22 protein-coding genes and 4 pseudogenes are annotated in these 25,131 nt (G+C 61.8%); 13 read left to right on the plus strand and 13 right to left on the minus strand.

What is annotated here, in order from left to right:
* The 8 genes from NKI24_RS33240 to NKI24_RS33275 all read right to left on the minus strand — a co-directional run.
* Positions 1-835 (minus strand): aminotransferase class III-fold pyridoxal phosphate-dependent enzyme (locus NKI24_RS33240; protein WP_352750445.1); only part of this gene is annotated, 835 nt, incomplete at its 3' end.
* Entirely contained in the window at positions 835-1,470 is a 636-nt protein-coding gene (gene bioD / locus NKI24_RS33245) for a dethiobiotin synthase (RefSeq protein WP_352750446.1), read from the minus strand. The genes bioD and NKI24_RS33240, both read right to left, overlap by 1 nt.
* Positions 1,471-1,481: 11 nt before the next feature.
* Positions 1,482-2,621: an 8-amino-7-oxononanoate synthase gene (locus tag NKI24_RS33250; protein WP_352750447.1), complete on the minus strand. Its 1,140-nt coding sequence runs from the start codon at positions 2,619-2,621 to the stop codon at positions 1,482-1,484.
* A complete protein-coding gene (gene bioB / locus NKI24_RS33255) occupies positions 2,618-3,616 on the minus strand; it encodes a biotin synthase BioB (protein WP_352750455.1) in 999 nt (332 codons plus the stop codon). The genes NKI24_RS33250 and bioB overlap by 4 nt, the downstream gene beginning before the upstream one ends.
* Before the next feature lie 95 nt (positions 3,617-3,711).
* Positions 3,712-4,566, minus strand: coding sequence for a carboxylating nicotinate-nucleotide diphosphorylase (nadC, locus tag NKI24_RS33260; RefSeq protein ID WP_352515915.1), 855 nt, complete (start codon positions 4,564-4,566; stop codon positions 3,712-3,714).
* Complete coding sequence (locus tag NKI24_RS33265) at positions 4,566-6,107, minus strand: L-aspartate oxidase (protein ID WP_352750448.1); 1,542 nt, start codon at positions 6,105-6,107, stop codon at positions 4,566-4,568. Before NKI24_RS33265 ends, nadC begins: the two co-directional genes overlap by 1 nt.
* Positions 6,104-7,078: a quinolinate synthase NadA gene (nadA, locus tag NKI24_RS33270; RefSeq protein ID WP_352508058.1), complete on the minus strand. Its 975-nt coding sequence runs from the start codon at positions 7,076-7,078 to the stop codon at positions 6,104-6,106. Before nadA ends, NKI24_RS33265 begins: the two co-directional genes overlap by 4 nt.
* Before the next feature lie 66 nt (positions 7,079-7,144).
* Positions 7,145-8,113, minus strand: a complete 969-nt coding sequence (locus tag NKI24_RS33275; protein ID WP_023722073.1) for an NUDIX hydrolase — start codon at positions 8,111-8,113, stop codon at positions 7,145-7,147.
* Positions 8,114-8,286: 173 nt separating this feature from the next.
* Between NKI24_RS33275 and panB the strand changes: the two genes are divergently transcribed.
* The 8 genes from panB (at position 8,287) to NKI24_RS33315 (ending at position 15,731) form a co-directional block, all read left to right on the plus strand.
* Positions 8,287-9,147, plus strand: a complete 861-nt coding sequence (panB, locus tag NKI24_RS33280; RefSeq protein WP_352750449.1) for a 3-methyl-2-oxobutanoate hydroxymethyltransferase — start codon at positions 8,287-8,289, stop codon at positions 9,145-9,147.
* The gene (panC, locus tag NKI24_RS33285) at positions 9,144-10,004 is read left to right on the plus strand and encodes a pantoate--beta-alanine ligase (RefSeq protein WP_352750450.1); all 861 of its coding nucleotides are present in this window, start codon (positions 9,144-9,146) and stop codon (positions 10,002-10,004) included. Before panB ends, panC begins: the two co-directional genes overlap by 4 nt.
* Positions 10,005-10,098: 94 nt before the next feature.
* Positions 10,099-10,824, plus strand: a complete 726-nt coding sequence (locus NKI24_RS33290) for a LuxR family transcriptional regulator (RefSeq protein WP_352750451.1) — start codon at positions 10,099-10,101, stop codon at positions 10,822-10,824.
* Between the two features lie 93 nt (positions 10,825-10,917).
* The gene (locus NKI24_RS33295; RefSeq protein ID WP_352750452.1) at positions 10,918-11,550 is read left to right on the plus strand and encodes an acyl-homoserine-lactone synthase; all 633 of its coding nucleotides are present in this window, start codon (positions 10,918-10,920) and stop codon (positions 11,548-11,550) included.
* Between the two features lie 22 nt (positions 11,551-11,572).
* Positions 11,573-11,947, plus strand: a complete 375-nt coding sequence (locus tag NKI24_RS33300; protein WP_352496584.1) for a transcriptional regulator domain-containing protein — start codon at positions 11,573-11,575, stop codon at positions 11,945-11,947.
* A gap of 157 nt (positions 11,948-12,104) precedes the next feature.
* Positions 12,105-12,416 (plus strand): DUF2285 domain-containing protein, encoded by a 312-nt coding sequence (locus NKI24_RS33305; protein ID WP_245278728.1) that lies wholly within the window; start codon positions 12,105-12,107, stop codon positions 12,414-12,416.
* A gap of 816 nt (positions 12,417-13,232) precedes the next feature.
* A complete protein-coding gene (gene glmS, locus NKI24_RS33310; RefSeq protein WP_352750453.1) occupies positions 13,233-15,056 on the plus strand; it encodes a glutamine--fructose-6-phosphate transaminase (isomerizing) in 1,824 nt (607 codons plus the stop codon).
* A gap of 459 nt (positions 15,057-15,515) precedes the next feature.
* Complete coding sequence (locus NKI24_RS33315; protein WP_352453550.1) at positions 15,516-15,731, plus strand: helix-turn-helix domain-containing protein; 216 nt, start codon at positions 15,516-15,518, stop codon at positions 15,729-15,731.
* 694 nt (positions 15,732-16,425) lie between these two features.
* On the opposite strand, the pseudogene NKI24_RS33320 reads toward NKI24_RS33315, so the two are convergent.
* Together NKI24_RS33320 and NKI24_RS33325 are read right to left on the minus strand one after the other, a co-directional pair.
* Positions 16,426-17,765, minus strand: a pseudogene (locus NKI24_RS33320) (IS1380 family transposase).
* A 97-nt stretch (positions 17,766-17,862) separates the two neighbouring features.
* Positions 17,863-17,964 (minus strand): annotated as a pseudogene (locus NKI24_RS33325) (LysR family transcriptional regulator); the annotation flags it as partial.
* Positions 17,965-18,539: 575 nt separating this feature from the next.
* On the opposite strand from NKI24_RS33325, the gene NKI24_RS33330 reads away from it, so the two are divergent.
* Together NKI24_RS33330 and NKI24_RS33335 are read left to right on the plus strand one after the other, a co-directional pair.
* Positions 18,540-18,815, plus strand: coding sequence for an acyl carrier protein (locus NKI24_RS33330; RefSeq protein ID WP_023679611.1), 276 nt, complete (start codon positions 18,540-18,542; stop codon positions 18,813-18,815).
* Positions 18,816-20,021, plus strand: coding sequence for a beta-ketoacyl-[acyl-carrier-protein] synthase family protein (locus tag NKI24_RS33335; protein WP_352750454.1), 1,206 nt, complete (start codon positions 18,816-18,818; stop codon positions 20,019-20,021). It begins immediately after the preceding gene.
* Here NKI24_RS33335 and NKI24_RS33340 read toward each other — a convergent pair.
* From NKI24_RS33340 to NKI24_RS33350, 3 genes and pseudogenes are all read right to left on the minus strand, one after another.
* A pseudogene (locus tag NKI24_RS33340) lies at positions 20,008-20,172 on the minus strand (LysR family transcriptional regulator); the annotation flags it as partial. The gene NKI24_RS33335 and the pseudogene NKI24_RS33340 overlap by 14 nt on opposite strands.
* A gap of 168 nt (positions 20,173-20,340) precedes the next feature.
* Positions 20,341-21,224, minus strand: a pseudogene (locus NKI24_RS33345) (IS1380 family transposase); the annotation flags it as partial.
* Between the two features lie 673 nt (positions 21,225-21,897).
* Entirely contained in the window at positions 21,898-22,287 is a 390-nt protein-coding gene (locus NKI24_RS33350) for a hypothetical protein (RefSeq protein WP_023722055.1), read from the minus strand.
* A gap of 613 nt (positions 22,288-22,900) precedes the next feature.
* Between NKI24_RS33350 and queC the strand changes: the two genes are divergently transcribed.
* The 3 genes from queC to queE are packed head-to-tail and all read left to right on the plus strand — an operon-like array spanning position 22,901 to position 24,686.
* Entirely contained in the window at positions 22,901-23,599 is a 699-nt protein-coding gene (gene queC, locus NKI24_RS33355; protein ID WP_023679622.1) for a 7-cyano-7-deazaguanine synthase QueC, read from the plus strand.
* Complete coding sequence (queD, locus tag NKI24_RS33360; RefSeq protein ID WP_023722053.1) at positions 23,599-23,955, plus strand: 6-carboxytetrahydropterin synthase QueD; 357 nt, start codon at positions 23,599-23,601, stop codon at positions 23,953-23,955. The genes queC and queD overlap by 1 nt, the downstream gene beginning before the upstream one ends.
* Complete coding sequence (gene queE, locus NKI24_RS33365; RefSeq protein WP_352750456.1) at positions 23,952-24,686, plus strand: 7-carboxy-7-deazaguanine synthase QueE; 735 nt, start codon at positions 23,952-23,954, stop codon at positions 24,684-24,686. The genes queD and queE overlap by 4 nt, the downstream gene beginning before the upstream one ends.
* Positions 24,687-25,131 lie beyond the last annotated feature (445 nt).

Consider the following 25,131-nt stretch of genomic DNA (forward strand, 5'->3'; position numbering starts at 1 on the left):
AGATCGCATCGGTGGCAAGCGTGGCCGCCAGCGGAATGGTGCCACCGGTCAAGCCTTTCGAGGTGCACAGGATGTCTGGAGAAATGGAGGCCTGCTCACAGGCGAACATGGTTCCCGTTCGCCCCCAGCCGGTCATCACCTCATCGGCGATCAGCAGCGTGCCCGAGGCCTCGGCGATCTTCTTCAACTCGGACAGAACCCAGGCCGGATAAATCAGCATGCCGCCGGCGCCAAGCACGAGCGGTTCGATGATCAGCGCGGCAGCGCGCCGGTCGCGGGCAACTGCCTCGAACCGATCCAGCGTTTGCTGCTCGAGCCCGGCGGCCGGGAAGGGGATGGTGTCGACCTCGAACAGCAAAGGCTCGTAGGCGGCGTTGAACACGCCGCGGGCGCCGACGCTCATCGTGCCGATCGTATCGCCATGATAGCTGTGCTCCATGACGACGATGCGCGAGCGCGGCGCGCCGATGTTGCGGAAATAGCCGAGCGCCATCTTCAGCGCGACTTCGACGGAGGTCGAGCCGCTGTCCGAATAGAACACCCAGTCGCGTCCGGAGGGAGCGAGACCGACAAGCGCCTTGGCCAGGCGTTCGGCCGGTTCGTGCGTGAAGCCAGCGAAGATAATCTGGTCGAGGCTCGACGCGGTCGTCTCGATAGCCTTTATGATGCGCGGATGGCGGTGGCCATGCGTGACGACCCACCAGGATGAGATGGCGTCCAGGATGCGCGCGCCATTGGCTTTGTGGAGATAGGCGCCTTCAGCCAGGACGATTTCAGGGATCGCCGGCTCGAGCGCGTGCTGGGTGAAGGGATGCCACACACGGGATTGCGGCATTATCCGCCTCCGGCAATCAAAGCGAGGTCGAAGCCGGCAATCATCGCTTGTCTCAGCGTTTTGTCCGTCAGCGGATCGAGCTGCGGCAGCCTGCCAAGCTGCGGCACGTCGCCGAATTCCACGATCGTCCGTTGCGTATCGGTCATCTCATCGCCGATGAAGGCGATGCCAGCCAGCGGGATAGCGCGCGCCCGCAGGGCCTCGATCGACAGCAGGGTATGATTGATTGTTCCGAGCGCGGTGCGGGCGCACAGAATGACCGGCAACTGCCATTGCTCGAATATGTCGATGAACCTTGTCCGGCGGTTCAGCGGCACCATCAGCCCGCCGGCGCCTTCGATGACGAGCGGTGTCGGCAGGACCGGAAATGAAAGATCGGCAGCCTCGATCGAAACGTCGTCGATTTCGGCCGAACGATGCGGCGAAAGCGGGCTCTTCAAGCGGTAGGCTTCCGGCAGCACGCGCCCCGACGGCAGCCCGGCAAGTCGCGCAACCGCCTCGCTGTCGGTCTCGCCGTCGAGGCCCGATTGCACCGGCTTCCAGTAGAAACCGTCAAGCAGGCCGGCAAGCCCGGCCGAAAACACCGTCTTGCCAATTCCGGTGTCTGTTCCGGTGATGACGATGCGCTTGGTCATGTCGCCTCCGGTCATGTCTGGGCCAACACCTCGACGAGCGCCTCGACCATGGCGGAAATGTCGGCTTCGCCGATATTGAGCGTCAGTGAGATGCGCAGCCGCGACGTGCCCTCGGGCACGGTCGGCGGACGAATGCCGCGTATGTCGAAGCCGCGGGCCTGCAGGCGCGCCGCCACTGCCATGGTGCGCCTGACATCGCCGATCACAAAGGGCTGGATCTGAGAGCCACTTGGTATCACGCCGCAGCGATCGACCAATTGGCGGCCTGCGAGGGCGACGCGTTCATGCAGCTGAAAACGCCGCATAGGCTCGTCGGCGAGCATTGCGAGCGCTTCGCGCGCCGCGACCGCCATCAGCGGCGATGGCGCGGTGGCGTAGATGAATGGCCGGCAGCGGTTGACGAGATAGTCGCACAGTGTTCCTGGTCCGGTGACCAGTGCGCCGGACGCGCCGAGCGCCTTGCCGCAGGTGTGGAGCGCGACGATGTTGTCGCGGCCCTCGAAAGCGGCGGCCAGCCCCCGGCCGTCCGGTCCCCAGACGCCGGTGGCATGCGCCTCGTCAATGACGATGAATGCGTCGTGCCGATCGGCAAGCGCGACCAGGCTCTCCAAAGGCGCGCAGTCGCCATCCATGCTGTAAAGGCTTTCCACCGCGATCCAGACGCATCCCATGCCGCCTTCGGCGCGCCAGCACGTGATCGCATCCTCGACAGCATCGACGTCGTTGTGCGCGGCCAGCTTGAACTCGGCACGTCCGGCCTGTGCCCCCTCATGCATGCTGGCATGGGCGAACTGGTCGAGGATCAAAAGGTCGCCCTTCTGCGGCAGCGCCGTCAGCAGAGCGAAGTTGGCGATGTAGCCGCTGCCGAAGAACAGCGCGCGGTCGGCTCCGAAGAACATCGCCGCGTCTGCCTCGAGCTCCTCGTGTTCCGGCGCATTGCCGCGCAACAGCCGCGACCCGGTGGCGCCAGCCGGCGTGCCACGCGCAATCGCCGCCGCAACCGCTTCGCCAAGTCTTTTGGAGGCGGCAAGCCCGAGATAGTCGTTCGACGAGAAGTCGAGCCCGGCGCGCGGCTTCAGCGTCCGCAGCCGGTCCTTGCGCGCCAGTCTCTGCAAGGTCGCCTCATAGCGGGCAAGCGTTGCCCCGTTCATTGCGCCTCGAATTCCATCGGCTCGATGCCGAGGCGCCGGAACAGCAATGTATCCTTGTCCTCACCGGGATTGTCCGCCGTCAGCAGCGTGTCGCCGACGAAGATCGAGTTGGCGCCGGCAAAAAAGCACAGTGCCTGCATCTCGTCGGTCATGGCGGTGCGGCCGGCCGAAAGTCGGACATGCGATTTCGGCATCATGATGCGTGCCAGCGCGATCACGCGCACGAATTCGATCGGCTCGATGGGCTTGGCGTCGGCAAGCGGGGTGCCGGGGATCGGGATCAGCATGTTGATCGGAACGCTTTGCGGATGTTCCGGCAGGTTGGCCAGCGTCACCAGCATGCCGATCCGGTCCACCGGCTCCTCGCCCATGCCGACAATGCCGCCGCAGCAGACCTTGATGCCGGATTGGCGAACGTGCTCGAGCGTCTCGAGCCGCTCGGCAAAGCTCCGCGTGCTGATGATCTCGCTATAGTAGCGTTCCGACGTATCGATGTTGTGGTTGTAGTAGTCGAGACCAGCCTGCTTCAGTCGAGCGGCTTGCTCACGATCGAGCATGCCGAGCGTCATGCAGGTCTCCATGCCCAGCGCCTTGACGCCTTCGACCATCGCCACCACCGCATCCATGTCGCGCGCCTTGGGGTTTCGCCAGGCCGCGCCCATGCAATAGCGGGTTGCGCCGGCGTCACGCGCTTTCTTCGCCTCGGCGACGACGCGCCGGACCTCCATAAGCTTCGACGCCTTCAGGCCGGTCTCGTGATGCGCCGACTGGCTGCAATAGCCGCAATCCTCCGGGCATCCGCCCGTCTTGATGCTGAGAAGGCGGCTCAACTGGACCTTGTTGGGATCGAAATTCTGGCGGTGCACGGTTTGCGCGAGGAAGAGGAGATTGTTGAAGGGGGCATCGTGAAGTGCCTGAGCCTTCTCCAGGGTCCACGCTCCAGGGTCAGGGGATTGAGCCTGTGGCGATGTCTGCGTTGGACTGGCTGTTTGCATGTCCATGCTGTTCCTCCGGTTCTGCCTTGCTTTGCTGTCTGATTGACGACGATCGGAAAGGACAGTTGATTCGATCCTGTTCGTTCCTCAGACAATCATGAGCCCCAATAGTCGAGGCCGATATCCAGGATCGGCGCGCTGTGGGTCAGTCGGCCGACCGAAATCAGATCAACGCCGGTCGCGGCAATCGCTCGCGCTGTATCGGATGCGATCCCGCCAGAAGCCTCGGTGATAGCACGGCCGCCAACGATTGCGACGGCCCGGCGAAGATCGGCGAGGGACATGTTGTCGAGCAGAACCGCATCGGGAGCGAAGCCAAGTACCTCCTCCAACTGGGCCAGCGTATCGACCTCGACTTCGATCTTGACGAGATGACCGGCCCGTCTTCGTGCTCGCTCGAGCGCCGGGCGAACGCCGCCTGCGATGGCGATGTGGTTGTCCTTGATCAGAATTGCGTCGTCGAGGCCGAAACGGTGATTGGATCCGCCACCCGCGCGCACCGCATACTTTTCGACTGCCCTCAATCCGGGCGTCGTCTTGCGCGTGCAGACGATCTTCGCGCCATATCCACGAACCGCAGCGACGATCGATGCCGTTGCTGTAGCGATGCCGCTCAGATGGCACAAAAAATTGAGTGCCGTCCGTTCGGCTGTGAGAATGGCCCGGGCAGGGCCAACCACTGATGCAATGACCTCTCCATCCATGACATTGGAGCCGTCTGCCCGCTCCACCGAGATTTCGACATCAGGATCAATCAAGCGGAAAGCGAGCATCGCCAGATCGAGGCCGGCGACAACTCCGGACTGGCGCGCCGCCAGCACGGTTCCCGCTTGGTGTTCCTTCGGCACGATGGCCTCCGTGGTCAAGTCGCCGGCTCTGCCAAGGTCTTCAAGAAGAGCTGCCCTTACAAGCGGCTCAAGCATGATCGTGGGAAGCGGTGAGAACGTCATCACTTTGCCCCTTCGAGCCTTGGCGAGTGTCCGAGTTCCCGCGCAGCGGCCAAAGCGGCTTCGAGGGTGATTTCGGACCGTCGGGCGACAGTCGCATGATGAGGAAAATCTGTCCGGTAATGAGCGCCGCGGCTTTCTTGGCGCAACAAGGCGGCAACCGCGATCATTAGCCCGACAGCCGCCGCATCCGAGGCCGCGTCCTTGCTTTCGGCGAGCGGCAATAAGGCACGTGCGGCTGCTTTCAAACCTTCACCATCCCGGACGATGCCGAGTGCGCGCGACAGGAAAACACGCACGGGGGTCGGAGCGGGCGATGGGTAAACGTCCGCAAACGCAGGCTTTGTTCTGCGAGCAGGCGTTCCGGCGACACTTTCAGCGACCCAGCGCGCGCACACGACGGCCTCGGTCAAGGAATTGCTGGCGAGCCTGTTGGCGCCATGCAGTCCTGTCGAAGCGACTTCGCCGCAGGCCCACAGCCCCTTGACGGAGGTCCTACCGGAGCCGTCCACGGCAACGCCACCCATGTGGTAGTGTTGGGCCGGACGAATGGGGATGAGATCGCGCGCGGGATTGATGCCGGCTCCACGACAGGCTGATGCGATTGTCGGGAAGTGTCGAGCAAATTCCCGGCCAGGCCGTCGCCGCGCGTCTAGAAAAACACGGTGGCCGTTGGCAAGATGGTTCCAGACGGCGCGCGCCAAGACATCACGAGGCGCAAGTTCCGCCCCTGGCACGCTCTGGAGAAAAGCCTGGCCGGTTTCGTCGATCAGGGCAGCACCTTCGCCGCGGACGGCCTCGCTGACCAGCACCATAGGGCGTTCCGGGCCGTCAAGCGCGGTCGGGTGGAACTGGATGAACTCGAGGTCGGCAAGGACAGCTCCAGCGCGGGCCGCAAGCGCCAGGCCCTGTCCGCAACTGCCCGAAGGATTCGTGGTGTCGAGAAACAGTCCCCCGATCCCACCGGTGGCGAGGACGACCCGCCGTGAGCCGAAGAAGACAGGTCCTATCGAACCGCTCGCCCAGAGGCCTCGGATCGCATTCTCTCGCACCGCCAGCCGGCGCGCTTCCACGCCCTCCACGACAACAATCGACGGAGTGGAACGCACAGCCGCGATCAGGGCACGCATGATCTCACGCCCGGTGCCGTCACCATGCGCATGAACGATGCGACGTCGGCTGTGTGCGGCCTCCAATCCGAGGCACAGTGATCGTTTCGGCGTACGGTCGAAGGGAACCCCAAAGCCCGCAAGCCCCTCTATCGCCTTGGGCGCGGCTTGGAGGATGCGGCTCGCCACGTCTCTGTCGCAGAGACCATCCCCGGCGGCAAGCGTATCGGCCAGGTGCAGTGCCGGATCGTCGTCTTCGCCGAAACTTGCAGCCAGACCACCCTGTGCCCAGGTGCTCGAATTGTCAGCTCCCAGCAGCGTCCTGGACAGAAGCAGCACCGGCTCCGGCGCCAGTTGAAGCGCGGTCATCAATCCGGCGATGCCGCCGCCGATGATGATGGGCCGCCCGAAGAAGCTGCGGACATCGGCGCTCAAATTGCCAGCATCCGTTCGACCGCAAGCCGCGCGCGCCCGGCGATCCCGGGTTCGATGGTTACGATATGGTGGTTCTGCTCGAGCGCCATGCGGATGTTGGCAAGCGTGATCCGCTTCATGTGAGGGCACAAATTGCAGGGCCGGATGAACTCGACCTCTGGGTGCGCTAACGCGACGTTGTCGCTCATCGAACATTCCGTCATCAGCACCACACGTGCCGGCCTTTGCCTTTCGACATAGTCGGACATGGCAGCGGTCGAGCCGGAAAAATCTGCTTCAGCCACGACGTCGGGCGGGCATTCGGGATGCGCGAGCACGATCACGCCGGGATGGCTTTCGCGCAACTCGCGGATGTCGGCCGGTGTAAAGCGCTCATGCACCTCGCAATGCCCTTTCCAGGCGATGATCTGCACATCGGTCTGGGCGGCGATATTCTGGGCCAGATATTCGTCCGGCAACATGATCACCTGGGGAACGCCAAGGGATTGGACGACCGCCTTGGCGTTGCCGGATGTACAGCAGATATCCGACTCGGCTTTCACTTCGGCCGACGTGTTGACATAAGTGATGATCGGCACGCCGGGATAACGCTGGCGCATCAAGCGCACGTCTTCTGCCGTGATCGATTCCGCCAACGAACAGCCTGCCCGCAGGTCGGGAATGAGCACCGTCTTTTGCGGATTGAGCAGCTTGGCCGTTTCGGCCATGAAATGTACGCCGGCCAGCACGATGACTTGCGCCTCGATCGTCGCAGCCGTGCGGGCCAGTGCCAAGCTGTCGCCGACGATGTCGGCCACGCAATGGAAGATCTCGGGGGTCTGATAGTTGTGCGCCAGGATGATGGCGTTGCGCTCGCGCTTCAGTGCAAGGATCGCCTCGATATCCTCGACGAAAGCCGGCCATTCGATCGGCGGGATCACTCGTCGGACGCGCTCGTAGAGAAACGCGGTCGCAGGCAGCATGGCGCTCATCGACCCCTCCAGCTTATACTCTAGTTGAAAATAACCAGCATATACTTGCTGTGAGTATAAGCGATGTCAACCCCGCGCCAGCGGCAATTTTGTCCCGGCGATGACCCTCTCGTCGAGAACGGCGTGGCGGAACCGGTAAAGCTTCGCTGGCCGGCCGCCGGTCTCCGCGGTTGCCTCTCCGGTCTCTTCGACCAGCTCCTGCTGCTCGATCAGCCGGCGAAAGTTCGGCTTACGCACGAGCCTGCCGGCAAGCGCCTCCACGGTTCGCTGCAGCTGCAAAAGCGTGAAGACCGGCGGCATCAGCTCAAAGACGACCGGCCGGTATTTGATCTTGGAGCGCAGCCGCGCAATGCCGGTCGCCACGATGCGGCGATGATCGGCGACCATAGACTTGCTGGGCACCAGCGGAGGCAGCGTCGCGTCCCGTCCGCTTCCGGCCTCTTGGACCAGGCCTGCTTCGTAGACCAACTCATAGCGTTGAAGCGTGAGTTCCTCGTTCCAAAGGCGGTCGTCGAAGCCGAAGGCTATCGTCGCCCGCTGCCAGCGTTCACGTCGCGTGGCCGCGTCGCTGACGCCGTCTGCCCATTCAATCAGGCGCGGTCGCAGAACGTCCAGCACGACCGGAGGCGTGCCGGAGCGGTGGTCCTCCCATGGAAAATATTCATACCAGCTCTGCCAGCCGCACTTGGGCGAGCCAGCTGCCTGTTCCTTGCGGGTCAATGCGAGATAGCTGATGGAGATGACGCGCTGCTGGCGCTCGGCGCCGATGCGATCCCGATCCGCGAAGGTGTAGAGTTGCTCAATATACCCCAGCGGATGGCCGGTCTGCTGCTCGACCCACCCCCTCAAACCGGATTGCAGCGATCGGTGCTCAAGCGCAAATGGTCCGGAGGGCAGGGTGTCCGCCTGGCCGATGGTGAGGACACAGGGTTCACTGTCGTTTACGGCGACGACAAAGGCGATCAGGTCCACTTTGACTTCGTCGGCCTTGACGGCGGCTCTGTCTTTCCTGGGTCCTTTTGCCTGATCGTCCATGTTCGCGAAAGTGGTTGGCCAGCTCGGGAGCGCCTGAATCGATTTAAGTGTAAGCGCGCCTGTCCGCACGTCAACACCGCACAGCTGCACGGCCATTTTTAGCTCTTCGCACTTGCACAAAAATGTGGCAAACGCGACACCCGCGGTTGGTAACGTTGGGGAAGGAGGGTCCATTGAGTGCGTTTGGTGACACCAAGGCGATCACACCGCCGGATATTCGTTCGCGCAAAGGTGGGACGCCGCTCGTCTGTCTTACCGCCTACACGACCCCAGTCGCCCGGCTTGTCGATCCCCATTGCGATGTGGTGCTGGTCGGCGACAGCGTCGGCATGGTTCTCCACGGCCTGCCCTCGACGCTCGGTGTGACGCTGGAGATGATGATCATTCACGGCCAGGCCGTGCGCCGTGGCCTCGAGCAGGCGCTGATGGTCGTCGACCTGCCGTTCGGTTCCTTCGAGGAAAGCCCCGAGCAGGCTTTCCGCAATGCCGCGCGCGTCATGGCCGAGACCGGCTGCGCGGCCATCAAGCTCGAAGGCGGCGAAACGATGGCAGAGACGATCGGCTTCCTCGCCGCGCGCGGCGTGCCGGTCATGGCCCATGTCGGCTTGACGCCGCAGGCGATCAACACCATCGGTGGCTACCGCGTGCAAGGCAGAGGCGGGGATGCCGAGCGCATCAGGCGCGACGCGCTTGCGGTGAGCGAAGCGGGCGCCTTTGCGGTCGTGCTGGAGAAGGTTCCCGAGGCGCTCGCCCGCCGGATCACCGGGGAGGTGGCGACCCCGACCATTGGCATCGGTGCCTCGGCAGCCTGTGACGGCCAGATTCTCGTCGTCGACGACATGCTGGGCCTCTTCGGCGACTTCCGGCCCAAATTCGTCAAGCGCTATGCTGAACTGGGGGAGGCCGCTGCGGCTGCGATCGCGGCCTATGCGCGGGAAGTGAAGGAGCGCCAGTTTCCGGCCGCCGAGCACGTGTTTGCCGATGCGCCCAAGCCCGCCGACGCGGACGCCACCAAGAGCGGAGAAGCAGCGTGAGCGTGCCGATTGTCAGGAGCGTTGCCCAGCTTCGCGAAATTGTCGCCGCATGGCGCCGCGAGGGCGTGAGGATTGCCGTCGTGCCAACGATGGGTGTCCTGCATGAGGGCCATCTCAGCCTGGTGCGCGCGGCACTCGTGAAGGCCGACCGGGTGATCGTGACGCTCTTCGTCAACCCGAAGCAATTCAACAGCCAGGCCGATCTCGCCGCGTATCCGAGCACCGAGGACGAGGATGCCGCCAAGCTGGCACCGCTTGGCGCGCACCTGCTTTATGCGCCGGATGCAGAGGAGATGTATCCGGCGGCCTTCGCCACGACCGTTTCGGTGTCCGGTGTCAGCGAGGGCCTGTGCGGTGCCTTCCGGCCGGGACATTTCGATGGCGTGGCGACCGTCGTCGCCAAGCTCTTCCTGCAGACCAGCGCTGACTTCGGCTTCTTTGGCGAAAAGGACTTTCAGCAGCTTCAGCTAGTCAGGCGTATGGCCCGGGACCTGGATATTCCAATCACCATTGTTCCTTGTCCGACAGTCCGCGAAGCCGACGATCTTGCACTATCATCGCGCAATGTCCGGCTCTCGCCAGCAGAGCGTGCTGTTGCCCCCGAGCTACCATCGGTCTTGCTCGAGACGGCTGAGCGGCTTGCCCGCGGCTCGCCCGTCCTGCCAACGCTTGCCGAAGCGCGCGCAGCAATTCTGGCTGCGGGCTATCGCGAGGTCGAATACCTGGAACTTCGCGACGAGGCAGATCTGCGACCCATGACAAGCCTTGACCGACCTGCACGCTTGCTTGTCGCGGCCTGGCTCGGCGGCACACGGCTCATAGACAACGTCAGAATATCACGGGTTTCAACAGATTAACGGGGTTCTCGGCACGCGCTGTATCCGTCCGGGATCGTTTAAAACACGGTCTCTGCCTGGCATCGAGCGATCACGGAGGTTACGCAAAGCGCAAATGCATCGCGTGTTTGAGAACTTCGTCGAGCAACTGTCTGCAAGTGTTGATGCTGCCGATCTCCGTGAGGCAATGGCATCCGCTGCAGCCGGCTTCGATTTTCTGCTATTCGCCTATTTCACTTACCCGTCGGCCCCCGGCGACGCCCCGCAATTGATCTCAAACTATCCTTCATCCTGGACATCACGTTATCTGCAACAGCGGTACCACAGTCTTGATCCGGTCATCCTGCGCGGGCTGCAAGGCTGGGATACCTTTGATTGGGGTGTGGATCGCGCTCGGCACTGTCTGCCGAATTCGCAGCAACAAATTCTGGAGAGTGCGGCTGAGTTTGGCATCCGCGGCGGCCTGACGATATCCATGCATGATCATTGCGGCCGGTTTGCTGCCCTGACCTTTGCTTCCGACGAGTCCCGCCCGCCTCTGTTGCGGTCACTGACACGTTACGAAAAAGCATTGCAGCTGGTGGCCATCAACTTTCATATCCATGTCCGGCGCAGGCTCGCCGACGATCGCGTGGTGGATGGTGTAACGCTCACCCCGCGGGAGTTCGAGTGCCTGAAATGGGCGGCGCGCGGCAAGTCGGCTTGGGTTATCAGCCAGCTTCTCGGCGTCTCAAAGCGCACCGTGACCTTTCATCTGGAAAACGCCAAGGCAAAGCTTGGCGTTCGAACGATCAACCAGGCCGTTGCACGACTGGCTGCCTCCGGCCAGGCGAGATCCTGATTCGTCGGCCACGATAGCTGTAAACCTCTACAGGCTGCATCGCTGCCGGCTTTGCCCTTCGATGGCGGGAACACATCCCGCACGGAGGCGACCATGATGCAGCTGATAACACCAGACCTTTACGACGAGTTCGCAAGCGAGCTCAAAGAGATGCACGGGCTCAGGTTTAGGGTGTTCAAGGAAAGGCTCGATTGGGAAGTTGATACCGAAGACCAGATGGAAACAGACCCGTTTGATAGTCTGAAGCCTGTCTATCTGCTCCTCAAGGGATCCGACTGGCGAATTCGCGGTTGCGTGCGTCTTTTGCCCAGCACCGGACCCACAATGTTGCGCGACACGTTCCCGGTGCTGCTGGGTGCTGACGTCGTGCCCTCGACCTCCGACATATGGGAGAGCAGTCGTTTCGCGCTCGATCTTCCTCCGTCGGCGCCCAAGGCAGCGGGCGGACTGGCCCAGGCAACCTACGAGCTCTTCGCGGGCATGATGGAGTTCGGCTTGGCCAAGGATCTGACCCGGATAGTAACGGTGACGGACACGCGCATGGAACGGATCCTTCGCCTCGCGACGTGGCCATTGTCGCGCATCGGACAACCCAAGTCCGTCGGCAAAACGGAGGCGGTGGCCGGGTTTCTCGAGATTTCCGGCGCGAGCCTTTTGCGCATCCGCAGCAGGGGACGTCTGAGCGGACCGGTACTGTGGCAACCGGTTCTAGGCCCGTCGGCATAGCGCCATTGTGGACACCTGAGCCGTGAAGGATGCTGGTCTGCCCAAGGAAGCGACGGTCGGTCTTGTATGCTGGCCGGACTGGCGTCGTCACGAAGCTTACCACTACGCCAGACGATTGCCACGCACTGCCTGGGCCTGGGAGTTTCTTCGGCGCAATCCACAATTTCAGCGCGACCACGCCAAAATGGCACCGTCCGCCTACATTGTCGGAGCCCAGGCCGACATGAAGATAATCGAGTTGACGACAGGATCATCTTTCCTAAGACAATGGAGCCTCCTTTTTCGCGGACGCGCCACAGTCGGACGCTACGTCGGCAAGGGTCTTTTGGGATCCGCGCGACTGCGCCCGTATTCTACGAGCGGCCGCGGAGCCGGTTGGGCTCGACCACGATTTTGAACCGCTTGATCTCCCTTCGCTCTCATGCTGCAAGGACATCCTGCTGACACCTGCCGGCGTGCAGCACGTGCTGCTGAGGGAGGACTGCCGGAGTCTGCAGATCGCCTTTTCCGGTGCATCCGTTCTCCGCCCGTTGCGGCTATATGTCGACGCGATCGTGCAGCCGCAGCACCTGAAGTTCCATGTCGCTGCCCTTCAGTTCCTGAACGACATCAATGGTTGCGGCCGCCTGGCAGCTGCTTGCTTTCCGCCGGAACCCCGCGGAGCGCGTCTGCGTATCGTGCTCCAGGCTTTGGATGGCTCGCTTGCGGGAGCATCTCATCAGGAGATCGCCATTGCCCTGTTCGGGAGACGCCGTGTCGAAGAAGATTGGTCTCATCCAGGTAGCCATCTTCGCGATCAGGTGCGTCGCGCCATCCAACGTGGCCGCTACCTGATGGGCGGCGGCTATAGACAGTTCCTGATGTAATTCGGGTGACAGCTTGGTGATTGTCTTATTCGAAAACGCGCAGGCATCAATCTCCATTTCTCACTGCTATTGTGCCTTGTACAAGACGTGACACGCGCCTAGTTCTTCCGCTGCGGGAATCGGGTTTGAGTAATACGGACGAAGCACTGAGAACCAACGTTTTCGTGATAGTGCATTCATGCCCCGAGAATCCTGATGACCGTTACGAATCCCGACAAAGCCGGCGCTGACTGAAACGGTCGCTGAACGTGCTCTGTGGCCTGCGCCGCCTGACTCTCGGTTTCGGCTATGCCGACTAACAGCGTATTGATAGGCCATCGCGGGCTAAGCTCTACCGGCGAAAGCCGCGTCAAAGCGGCAGGCAATCAGAAACTTGATCGGCGGCGACGATGATTATGATCAACGTGACGAACACGTGAATCATGCCGACGGCGCCGACGTTGCCGATGATGATGATGCCGACCATGCGTCGCTGATGCTGCCTAACTACAGTGCTGTGTGATCATGCCGATCACCGCGTGACCACGAGCGGCGGCGGTTCGTGGTCAGGTGCGTGGCCGGGATGATCGCGCATGGCCGATTGTTCCTTCGTGCCGCGGGGTGTGGGCTTGCATTCGGTCATGAGGACGTCAGGCGCAACGAGGAAGTTAGATCAGGGCCCCAAACGCGGCTTATCCATGGGGTGGATGATAGCTATCCCTACAATCAATTATACCAATATTACCCAATACTACTAGAAGATCCCCCAATGAAAGCGGCCGGATGGGTATCCGTCTCGCGTAGGCTGAAGCTGCCGGCAAGAATGGGAAGACGAACATGTGCGGGATTGTTGGTATCGTTGGGCAACAGACGGTGTCGGATCGGTTGGTCGACGCATTGAAGCGTTTGGAATATCGCGGCTATGATTCCGCCGGCGTTGCGACGATCACCGAAGGTGTCTTGCACCGCCGGCGCGCCGAGGGCAAGCTCGTCAATCTGGAGAGGAGACTGAAGGAAGAGCCGCTGAGCGGCAACATCGGCATCGGCCACACGCGTTGGGCAACCCATGGGGCCTCGACGGAACGCAATGCGCACCCGCACTTTGCCGACGGTGTCGCCGTCGTCCATAACGGCATCATCGAGAATTTCACCGAGCTGAAGGACGAATTGGCGGCGGCTGGCGCCGAGTTCCAGACCGACACCGACACCGAGGTCATCGCGCATCTCTTGGCAAGACACCGCCGGGAGGGCATGAGGCGGCAAGAGGCGATGCGTGCCATGCTGAAACGCGTCAGGGGCGCCTATGCGCTTGCCGTCCTCTTCGAAGATGATCCGTCGACCATCATGGCGGCGCGCAACGGACCACCGCTGGCGATCGGTCACGGCGACGGCGAGATGTTCCTGGGCTCCGACGCGATCGCGCTTGCTCCCTTCACCAATGAAATTACCTATCTCATCGAGGGCGACTGGGCCATTGTCGGCAATTCGGGCGCCCATATCTTCGATTTCGACGGCCATCCCGTCGAGCGTCCGCGCCATGCCTCCACGGCCGCGGCCGATCTGGCCAGCAAGGGCAATCATCGCCACTTCATGGAGAAGGAAATCTACGAGCAGCCCGAAGTCATCGCCCATGCTCTCCGTCACTATAGCAACACCATAGAGAATCGCGCCGACATGGTTTCTGGCATCGATTTCGCCAGGATCCCGAGCTTGGCGATCTCGGCCTGCGGGACCGCCTATCTCGCCGGACTGATCGGAAAATACTGGTTCGAGCGCTATGCGCGCCTGACGGTTGAAATCGACGTTGCGTCCGAATTCCGTTACCGCGAGATCCCGTTGTCGCCGCAGTCGGCGGCTCTTTTCATTTCGCAGTCCGGCGAAACCGCCGATACGCTCGCATCGTTGAGGTACTGCAAGGAGCGTGGGCTGAAAATTGGCGCTATCGTCAATGCCTGCGAATCGACCATCGCTCGGGAGGCCGATGCGGTCTTCCCGATCCTTGCCGGACCGGAGATTGGCGTCGCCTCCACCAAGGCGTTTACCTGCCAGCTTGCGGTTCTAGCCGCACTCGCCATCGGCGCCGCCAGAGCCCGCGGGACCGTAACCGAAGACGAGCTGCAGGCGCTCGTCAGGAGCCTCGCCGAAGTGCCGCGCGTCATGGGCCAGGTACTCAACAGCATCCAGCCGGAGATCGAGTTCCTGTCGCGCGAACTGTCAAAGTGTCGTGACGTCCTGTATCTCGGCCGTGGCACCAGTTTCCCGCTAGCGATGGAAGGTGCGCTGAAGCTCAAGGAGATTTCCTACATCCATGCCGAGGGCTATGCGGCGGGTGAATTGAAGCACGGTCCGATCGCATTGATCGACGACAACATGCCAGTGATCGTCATCGCGCCCCATGATCGCTTTTTCGACAAGACCGTCTCCAACATGCAGGAAGTGGCTGCCCGTGGAGGGCGGATTATCCTCATCACCGATGAAAAAGGGGCAGCCGCATCGAAACTCAACACCATGCACACGCTCGTGTTGCCGGCTGTCGACGAGATTATCGCGCCGATGATCTTCTCGCTGCCGATACAGCTTCTTGCCTACCACACGGCGCTCTTCATGGGCACAGACGTAGACCAGCCGCGCAATCTCGCAAAATCGGTCACGGTCGAGTGATTGTGAACCTTTATAGGTGGCGATGCTTGTCCATCTTCGCTGCATCGGCGGTGGAAATTGGTCGAAGGTATCAGCGTCCGCGAGGCTGGGTGGACGGTGCCGCGAATAGCCACTGGAGGCGTCAGTGAGAGTTCGAGTTGCTGTTCAAGAAAGCCATCGGGGAGAATGAGTCGTGTAGGATCGCAGGTCGAATGCGCTACAGCCGATCAGGCCATCTCATGGCGGGCAGGTTCTTAGAACTTGATCAGAAGCAGGTGAGCCGCCATATTCCGACCCGGCTGCCAATTTCAAGTGGCCCATTCCATGGATGAGGCCGGTCCGGCCGAATGGACGTCCATTTTTTTGATTTGCTGGGTGTGCGCCAGGTCGGGGAGGAAATCTCCCGATTTGTCAGGCGCTCCCATCTTCTTGGAGATGTTTATGAAGGATTCGCGCATTCCCGAGCCAGTCTTGACGGCTATGTCGCAGGGGACCCACATCATCCGCGCTTATCGTGAGCACCTTGGGTATTCAATCGAGGACCTCGCGGTCGCGTGCGGGCTTGCCGCTCAGGAAATCCAAAACATCGAGCGGGGTCTAAAGTACAATAAGGGCTATCGGAATCGGATAGCGAGATCGCTGTCCATACCTGTGGGAATTCTTGAGGCAGAGTCGGACATATCGGACGCCGCCTGATCAGTCGGATAATCTGCAATGGGTGGAAGACCGCTCTTGTGATGTAACGTTTGCGGCTGATAGTCGTCGCTTGATTCCGTTGGACGCGAATGCCTTCTGGCGCAGTACCGCCAAGAGAATTCTCGTCCACTGTCCGAGTCAGGAACTGCACACGGGCTCGCCGAACAGGAAGTTGGAACGCTTCGTCATGCTGTCTTAGGCGATATAGCCGCCCGGAGTGCTGCGACACGTGCACGATAGCATTGGCTCGCGAGGATGGATTGCTAACGGCGAACCCATGCTGGTCGGCAAGGCGATACTGGCTGGAGCATCAACTCGGCCGACGAGAGTGGCCCCCCATCCTAGGCAGGATCGGCCGACATGGCCGGCATCGCGAGCCGCTCTGAAAAGAGCACAGCGGGCATCCAGACGCTGCCGGGTTGACTATGGGTGTCGGAACCGCAAAAAGGGGCCGCTCTTCATGAGTGGCGTGCGCCGGCAGTCTAACCCCAAGCCCCCCGCCAGGCTGCCGGCGCGCTTCTAGCCGCCTTGATGCACGGCGATAAGCTTTTGACGGCCTGAAGCGACGTTGTGGTCGCCGTTGCGGTGCTTTTCCACGCGCCTCGTCAGGCGCCGGGATTGCTCCGTCGTGATGGCAGGCGGGGGTTTGCAGGTTGCGGTCGACGGGTTCGTTTCGGGGCGTCTGCCCCCATCGTTATGTCGCGAGTTGGGGGATGCGATCGAGGACGATGCGCAGGATGCGCTGGTCGGGGCACGATGTCGGCAGGTGCAGGCGGATTTGCGATTTCATCTCGACCACCCGCGCAGCGATTTTAATGAGGCGCAATCGCAGCGTGTCGAATTGGGCGACGGCAAAGCTCGAGCGCCTCGGCATCGCGGCCCGCAAGCCCCACATCAACCAGTAAGCACCGGCATGCAGGAATAGCCGGAACTGGTTGGCCGTCGCTCTGGTGCAGGATGTGCGGTCGGCGGCAAGATGCGTCTTCCACGACTTGATGTGGTTCTCGGCCGCGCCGCGCCGGCAGTAGACATCCTCGTAGAACGCCTTGGCCTTCCCACCGGCAAGGTTGGTGACGACGAAGCGGATATCGCCACCTTGGGCGCCGACCTCGACCCGCGCGATGATGCGCTCGACGCGGCTCCAACTAGCGGCGCCGTCAACGAACTCCTTGAACCTGCGGACCTTGCCTGTCTTGGCCGACGCTTCGAAGCGCGCCGTCGTGCTGGCCTCCAGATCCGCGACATGCTTGCGCAGGGTCGTGGTGGGCGCGAGGCCAAAGATGAAGTCGACGTCGTTGGCGCGGCACCAGTCGATGACCTGCGGGTTGCAATAATGGCTATCGCCGCGGAGCAGGATTCGAATGTTCGGCCAGTTGATCCGGATCGCCCGCACCAGACGGCGCAGGTGGGGGCGGATCTCAGCCCCACTCGGCCGCTTGGCCGGTCGCAGGATCGCGCTGACGAACCGTCCCGCACCATCGAACACGACGATCGGCTGGAAGCCGTACTCGTCATGGGGGGCATTGAACAGGCGAAGCTGTTGGCCTCCGTGCACAGCGTCGAAGGTGTCGTCAATGTCGAGTACGATCCGCTTCGGCACCTGCCGGAACGAGGCGCAATAGAGATCGACCATCGCCCGTCCCATCGCGACCAGCTCCCGCACGCCGGGTAGGTTCTCCAGCCGGCACAGCGTCGATTGCGACGCCAGATCCCGACCCGACGGCAGCGCATCCTGGGCCATCTTGAAGACCGGATCGCGGCGCAGCCGGTTGGCGTCGTTGCCGTCCTCGTAGCCGGCGGCGATCATCTTCATGCGAAAGCCGATCATGTCCGCCAGGCTGTGACGACCTGGTCCGGGCAGCGCGGATCGTCGATGCAACGCGCCAGACGCTCGGCCACCCGCAACCGCTTTTCCACCTCGGCCAAGGCCAGAACGCCGCTCTTGGACGACAGCATGCCGCCGTCGAAACGGGCGACGACGGACTTGCCGCCGACTGATGACAAACCGCTCAGCGGCAGCGCAAGATCGTTCATGGTGGGTGTGGTCTCCGGGAAATGGTTCGGATCGGCTTAAGCAACCAAATCCTACGTCATTTCAACGGCTTGCGCCACATCCACCAACCCCCATGAATTTGGTTAGGTTGATGCGGCGTGCCGCCGCCGTGAGGCCGCGCTCGCTCAGCAGCGCGTCGAGAACGACGAGAAGATTCAGATCGAGCCCTTTGAAACGCATGTCTTAGCTATCCATAGCGTGGATGCATTTGATTGAAACAAACGATTTTACCAATTTTCCGGAATGTCGCATGGACTTGGCAGGACCTCACGTGCGCCGATCACTGCCTCTATCGCGTGGCGAGTCCCTTGAGAAGAGCCCGAAAGAGGAAATCTGTCGCGTGCGGTGGAGATTGTACTGGGAATGAGAGGCAGCGCTCCGATCATGTCGAACTCTCCGACGAATGGCGGACCGGTACAATAGTTGATCGCAACTGGTCCGGAGCTATGAAACATCTCGATTACATATGAGGTGCCGAGTGAATACGCTGACAGCACCCACCGTCGCAGCGTTTAGCTGACGTTTGACGACGGTTCCTATCCATTTACACGCAGATTCTTGATGTGCTGGCGCAAAAGCGGGAGGCCGGCGACTTTTCTTTGTCATCCGGCTGACGCCGCAGAAGCCGGAACTCGTCCGGTTCCTATGGGCATTGGGCTTGGTCGGTCGCACAGGCTCTATGAGGGGCAATTTTGGCAACGCGACGCGACTCGGGTTTTGAACGACGCCGAAAACGCAAGCTGGAAAGGAACAAGATGGCAGATCAACTCGCCAACGAAATAATCGCCATGATCAAGAAGCGCGCCGCGTCGGAGGGCGGCATAGCGCCTGCCACAGGCGGCGAGATAACGGCTGCCACGGGACTGACTTCGCTCGGTATCGATTCACTGGGATTGGCGGACGTTCTCTGGGACCTGGAGCAGGCCTACGGCATCGAGATCGAGATGAATACGGCCGAGGCATGGTCGGATCTCCAGAATGTTGGGGACATGGTGGAAGCCGTGCGCAGCTTGCTCGCTAAGGGGGTGTGAATGGACAGGCGCGTCGTGATTACTGGGATTGGCGGTATTTGCGGGCTTGGGACCAACGCCGCCGCCATTTGGACAGAGATGCGAGAAGGCCGCTCCGCCATCGGCCCAATCGTCAACTCCGAGCTCCATGAATTGAGGGTCAGGATCGGTGCCGAGATCAAGGCGCTGCCGGAGCATGACATCGACGGCAAGCAACTCATCTCCATGGACCGCTTCAGCCTGCTCGCTGTGCTTGCGGCGCGCGAAGCCATGCGTCAGGCCGGACTTTCCTCCAAAGAGGGAAATAGCTATCGCTTCGGTGCGACGGTGGGCGTTGGCGGCTGCGGGTGGGATGCGATCGAGCAAACCTACCGCGCCATCCTTCTGGGCGGTAAGCGTGCCGCTCTCTTGACTGTACCCAAGGCGATGCCGGGTGCCGCTGCCGGCCAGGTCAGCATGAGTCTCGGCCTGCGCGGGCCGGTCTTCGGCGTCACGTCCGCCTGTTCCTCGGCAAACCATGCGATTGCCTGCGCGGTGGACCAGATCAGGCTCGGCCGGGCCGACGTGATGCTTGCCGGCGGCAGCGAAGCGCCGCTCATATGGGGTGTGCTGAAGGCATGGGAAGCGATCCGCGTGCTTTCGCCCGATACTTGCCGGCCATTCTCGGCCGATCGCCAGGGCCTGTCGCTTGGTGAAGGCGCCGGCATGGCGGTGCTGGAAAGCTACGAGCATGCCCTGGCTCGGGGCGCCACCATCCTTGCCGAAATTGCCGGTGCCGGCCTTTCCGCCGATGCGTCCGACATCGTCGCGCCGACTGTCGAGGGGCCGGAGGCAGCAATGCGGGCCTGCCTTGCCGATGCCAGGCTGAACGCCGAGGATGTCGACTATCTCAACGCGCACGGCACCGGCACCAAGGCCAACGACCAGATCGAGACGGCGGCGATCAAGCGCGTCTTCGGTCAGCACGCCTTCTCAATGTCCATTTCTTCTACCAAGTCCATGCACGCGCATTGCCTCGGCGCGTCCGGCGCGCTCGAGTTGATCGCCTGCGTGATGGCTATCCGCGAGAGCGTCGTGCCGCCGACTGCCAATTATCGTGAGCTGGACCCCGATTGCGATCTCGACGTCACGCCCAATGTGGCACGCGAGCGCAAGGTGCGCGTGGCACTGAGCAACTCCTTCGCCTTTGGCGGCACGAACGCGGTTCTGGCGTTCAGGCAGGTGTAGAAGCCATGAGAGATGCCTCCGGCAACATTATCTCCCGCATCCAGATGCTTGCCGGATAACTATTGTGAAGGGCGGGTCATTGACCGCCTCGGCGAATGCGGGAAGTGGCAGCGGAAGCTCGACGATCCGGGGGTATCGTCTTTGCGAAATTCTTAACTGTTGAAGCGGCTTGGACGTACCGCCGCCCCGTAAAAGGTAAGCGAGGCCCTGCGGGCTCGGCTTGAGGGTCTGAAGCTGTACACGACAATGTCTGGAAGCCGCAGGGTCGGCTCTGCGCCCGTTATAGTCGCCTGAGTGCTGCCGGCCCGGCCGCGCCGCGGGCGCCGTCAACGAACTCCTTGAACCTGCGGACCTTGCCTGTCTTGGCCGACGCTTCGAAGCGCGCCGTCGTGCTGGCCTCCAGATCCGCGACATGCTTGCGCAGGGTCGTGGTGGGCGCGAGGCCAAAGATGAAGTCGACGTCGTTGGCGCGGCACCAGTCGATGACCTGCGGGTTGCAATAATGGCTATCGCCGCGGAGCAGGATTCGAATGTTCGGCCAGTTGATCCGGATCGCCCGCACCAGACGGCGCAGGTGGGGGCGGATCTCAGCCCCACTCGGCCGCTTGGCCGGTCGCAGGATCGCGCTGACGAACCGTCCCGCACCATCGAACACGACGATCGGCTGGAAGCCGTACTCGTCATGGGGGGCATTGAACAGGCGAAGCTGTTGGCCTCCGTGCACAGCGTCGAAGGTGTCGTCAATGTCGAGTACGATCCGCTTCGGCACCTGCCGGAACGAGGCGCAATAGAGATCGACCATCGCCCGTCCCATCGCGACCAGCTCCCGCACGCCGGGTAGGTTCTCCAGCCGGCACAGCGTCGATTGCGACGCCAGATCCCGACCCGACGGCAGCGCATCCTGGGCCATCTTGAAGACCGGATCGCGGCGCAGCCGGTTGGCGTCGTTGCCGTCCTCGTAGCCGGCGGCGATCATCTTCATGCGAAAGCCGATCATGTCCGCCAGGCTGTGACGACCTGGTCCGGGCAGCGCGGATCGTCGATGCAACGCGCCAGACGCTCGGCCACCCGCAACCGCTTTTCCACCTCGGCCAAGGCCAGAACGCCGCTCTTGGACGACAGCATGCCGCCGTCGAAACGGGCGACGACGGACTTGCCGCCGACTGATGACAAACCGCTCAGCGGCAGCGCAAGATCGTTCATGGTGGGTGTGGTCTCCGGGAAATGGTTCGGATCGGCTTAAGCAACCAAATCCTACCTCATTTCCGATCAGATCCCGAGCAGCCAGCCAGTATTCGACCGTCGCTTGCGCCTCTGCCCGCTGAGGCCTTGTGCTTCCTCCAGCGAGTCAAGCCGATCACCATGCGTGTCGCCAGTTCTGGTGCTCACCCACGTGCCATTTGCGATCTTGTGTCGGTGAGAGCACCGCAAGCACCTCCCCTGCTAGAGGGCAAGGCGGCTTGCGTCGCCCGTGTTGTTACTATTCTTCGCTGTGGTCGGAGTTTTTTCCTTGGCTTCGGAATCGGGACATTCGGCTTTGCAAAAATAGGCCATCGTGGTCGATCGTCACGCCCCCGAGTTCGGCGGCACGATGGGACGACAACGGCAGCGCAAGCTCCATTTGCGCGAGGGGCTCGTCCCTTCAAATACTTGATGCATTTGCGCTTTGCGTACCTCCGTGCATGTTGCTCGATGCCAGGCGGAGACCTCTGTCTAAACGATCGCGCATCGATGCAACGCCCACGCGTAGATCGCCATCATCGCGGCGATCGCTTTGCCGCGATCGCCGCAGCCGTTTTCGAGCACCCGACAATCATGCCGGCGCTGTCGGCAGCGATGCGCATGCAAAAATTCACAGATGCATTCTGGCCAAATGCTAGCTGCCCAGCAAATGTCCGGCATTTCGCAAGGCCCCTAGGAAGAGACTGGCATGGCCGTTGGCATCGATCTTGGCCTGCATCGACAGGGGCATGCTGTGCCAGTTCTCCAAGGGCGCAATGAAATGTGAGAACGTACCGTTGACGATGCAATGGTGGGTAACAAGGCCCTGTCTGTCCAACGCCAGCACGCCGATCTGGTCGCCCTGATATCGGATGGCTGCGACCCGCTGGACCCCCGCATCACCGTCGACCCGCACGTCGAAAAGCAGGATGCCGCGGCTCCTGGTGGCTACCTCGGCGGCCTTTTCAGCGAAGCTTAAGGAGAGCGAGCGGACGCTTTCGACCGCCAGCTGTAAAACCATCAAATCCAGTTCATCCACTGCCATAAGGTACCTGCGCGCAACACATGGGTGATAGCAATCGACCACACCGCTTGTTCACAGATGTCGGCTCACGACCGATCATTCAGGTTGTTGCCGGACGTCCATTGACCGAGGGAGTGCTCCGGTTCGAACCGATCCTGAAGCGGAATGCGCTGGATCTACGGAACCCGAGGAGCAGGCCAGCCAAAGTTGCCGCGACAATTGATGTCGTGATCATTCCAGACATCTGCATCGGCGTCGCTGAACATCCCACTGGTAAGTCCGTTGTGTTTGCGGCAAGCCCATCCTTGGGCCGTCTAGTACCTGAAACCCTCGCGGTGGCGTCCCTCGAAGCTCGGGACCGCCGGGCGCTTGATCGTCGAGAACTTTGTTTACGAAGGTCCGGACCTCCTGCAGAGCTTATTCTGGTGCGCTCGCCTTTGAGCATTCCGCTGAAGTGTGACGTTTCGCTAGTCAATGTTCCTTGCAGGCTCACCGCGAGGGCGCCTTGCACACAGCGGCACGTCAGCGCATGAAACTCGTCCCCCGTTCACTTCACAAAATGGATTTCCTGAAGTACTGGGAGCGCAGAGAAATCTCCGGTCGCAGCCTACCCGGTTAAAACAAGGACCCAACAATGAAGACTCTCGTCGTCTGCTCCGGCGGATTGGACTCCGTCACCCTTGCTCACAAGGTGGCAGCGGAGCACGAACTCGCCGGCCTCTTATCTTTCGATTACGGCCAACGGCATAGGAAGGAATTGGGCTTCGCCGCCCTTTGTGCGGAGCGACTGAGCGTCCCGCACCGCATCATCGACATCCACGAGATCGGCGGCGGCCTTTCCGGCTCCGCGCTGACCGATAATGTGGACGTGCCCGACGGGCACTACGCCGAAGACACGATGAAGGTCACGGTGGTGCCGAACCGGAACGCCATCATGTTGGCCATTGCCTTCGGCTTCGCCGCAGCGCACGACGCTGACGCGGTGGCGACGGCCGTGCATGGTGGGGATCATTTCATTTATCCCGACTGCCGTCCGGCCTTCATCGACGCTTTCCAGATGATGCAGGACCACGCGCTCGACGGCTACGCGAAGATTCGCATTTATGCACCCTATGTGAATCTCACGAAGGCGGACATTGTTAGGAATGGAGCAGCATACGGCACGCCATTTGCGCAGACCTGGTCCTGCTACAAGGGCGCCGAGCGTCACTGCGGGAGGTGCGGGACCTGTGTCGAGCGGCGCGAGGCGTTTCATCTCTCTGGGCAGCCGGACCCCACCGACTACGAGGACTCCGACTTCTGGCTCGATGCGCTGCGAAGGAGGACCGCGTAATGTTCCGCATCACCAAGGAATTCCACTTCTCAGCCTCGCATCAGCTCACCTCGTTGCCACCCGATCACCAATGCGCGCGCCTGCACGGGCATAACTACATCGTTGAAGTGGAGCTTTCAGCGAATGGACTGAACGACAACGGCTTCGTGCGCGACTATCACGATTTGGCGCCATTCAAACGCTACATCGACGAGAGCTTCGACCACCGACATCTCAACGACGTGCTGGGACATGAGCAAGTCACGGCGGAATATCTGGCCAGACATTTTTATGAATGGTGCAAGGCACGCCTGCGCGAAACCTCGGCCGTGCGGGTGAGCGAAACGCCGAAAACCTGGGCGGAATACCGGCCATGACTGATACGCACCCCGCAATCCGCGTGAGTGAGATTTTCGGGCCGACGATCCAGGGCGAGGGCGTGCTCATCGGTTTGCCGACGGTCTTCGTCAGAACCGGCGGGTGTGACTTTCGCTGTTGCTGGTGCGACAGCCTGCATGCGGTGGACAATCAATTCCGCCATGAATGGGAGATGATGTCCATTGGCGCGGTGTGGCAAAACGTGCTTGCGCTTTCCGGTGGCCGCCCGTTGATGGTGTCGCTGTCAGGCGGCAATCCGGCCATCCAGCCGCTCGGCGCGCTCATCGAGCGAGGCCATGGTGAAGGTTACCGCTTTGCGCTGGAAACCCAAGGTTCTGTGGTCAGGGACTGGTTTGCCGACCTTGACGTGCTGGTCCTCAGCCCGAAGCCGCCGTCAAGCGAAATGACGACCGATTGGGCCGCTGTCGAGGCGTGCATCGAAGCGGCGCAGGAGAAGCCGCAAATCGTGCTCAAGCTCGTTGTTTTCGACGACAGTGACTACGCTTACGCGAAAGACGCCGCCGCGAGATTTCCGCGACTTCCGATCTATCTGCAACCCGGCAATCACACGCCGCCACGCGCCCGAAATGAAGACGCGCCTGTCGACCTTGACGGAATAATGAAACGCATGGAGTGGCTGATTGAAAAGGTGACCCGCGACAGGTGGTTCGAAGCCCGCGTGCTGCCGCAGTTGCACGTAATGCTCTGGGGTAACAAGAGAGGTGTCTAGCCTGCGCCCGCTAGGGCGACGGCCTTGGGCATAACCACAACAAGATGTCGACCATCTGGATGCCGATCGCAGCCACCTGAGGCAAAGTGCTTGCGTCGACGGCCTTCCAGCGGCTGCCAGCCTGCGTGTAACGCCCAGAGCGACCTCCAATCCCCGACAGTCGGCCCTTCCTTCGATGAAGGGCACGCGCCAGCGGCGAGTGCAGAAATCCGCACAAGCACGGCGTGAGAGGTCCTGCGCGTTTCTCGCGCCGCCGCGTTTTGGCACGGAGCTTGCGGCAGCGTTGGTGCAGCGTTCGACCGGAGCGCCGCGACGGGAGAAGCCTGGGCGGGAGGAACCCACCTCGATCCGGTCAGGGAAAGAAACAGTGTCAGCTGCACAAGTCCGCGGCGCGAGTCCCGCGCCCCGCAAACCCTTCTATGCCAAGCTTTACGCGCAGGTGCTT

It is taken from the genome of Mesorhizobium sp. M0701 (genome assembly GCF_040320365.1).
Lineage (GTDB): Bacteria > Pseudomonadota > Alphaproteobacteria > Rhizobiales > Rhizobiaceae > Mesorhizobium.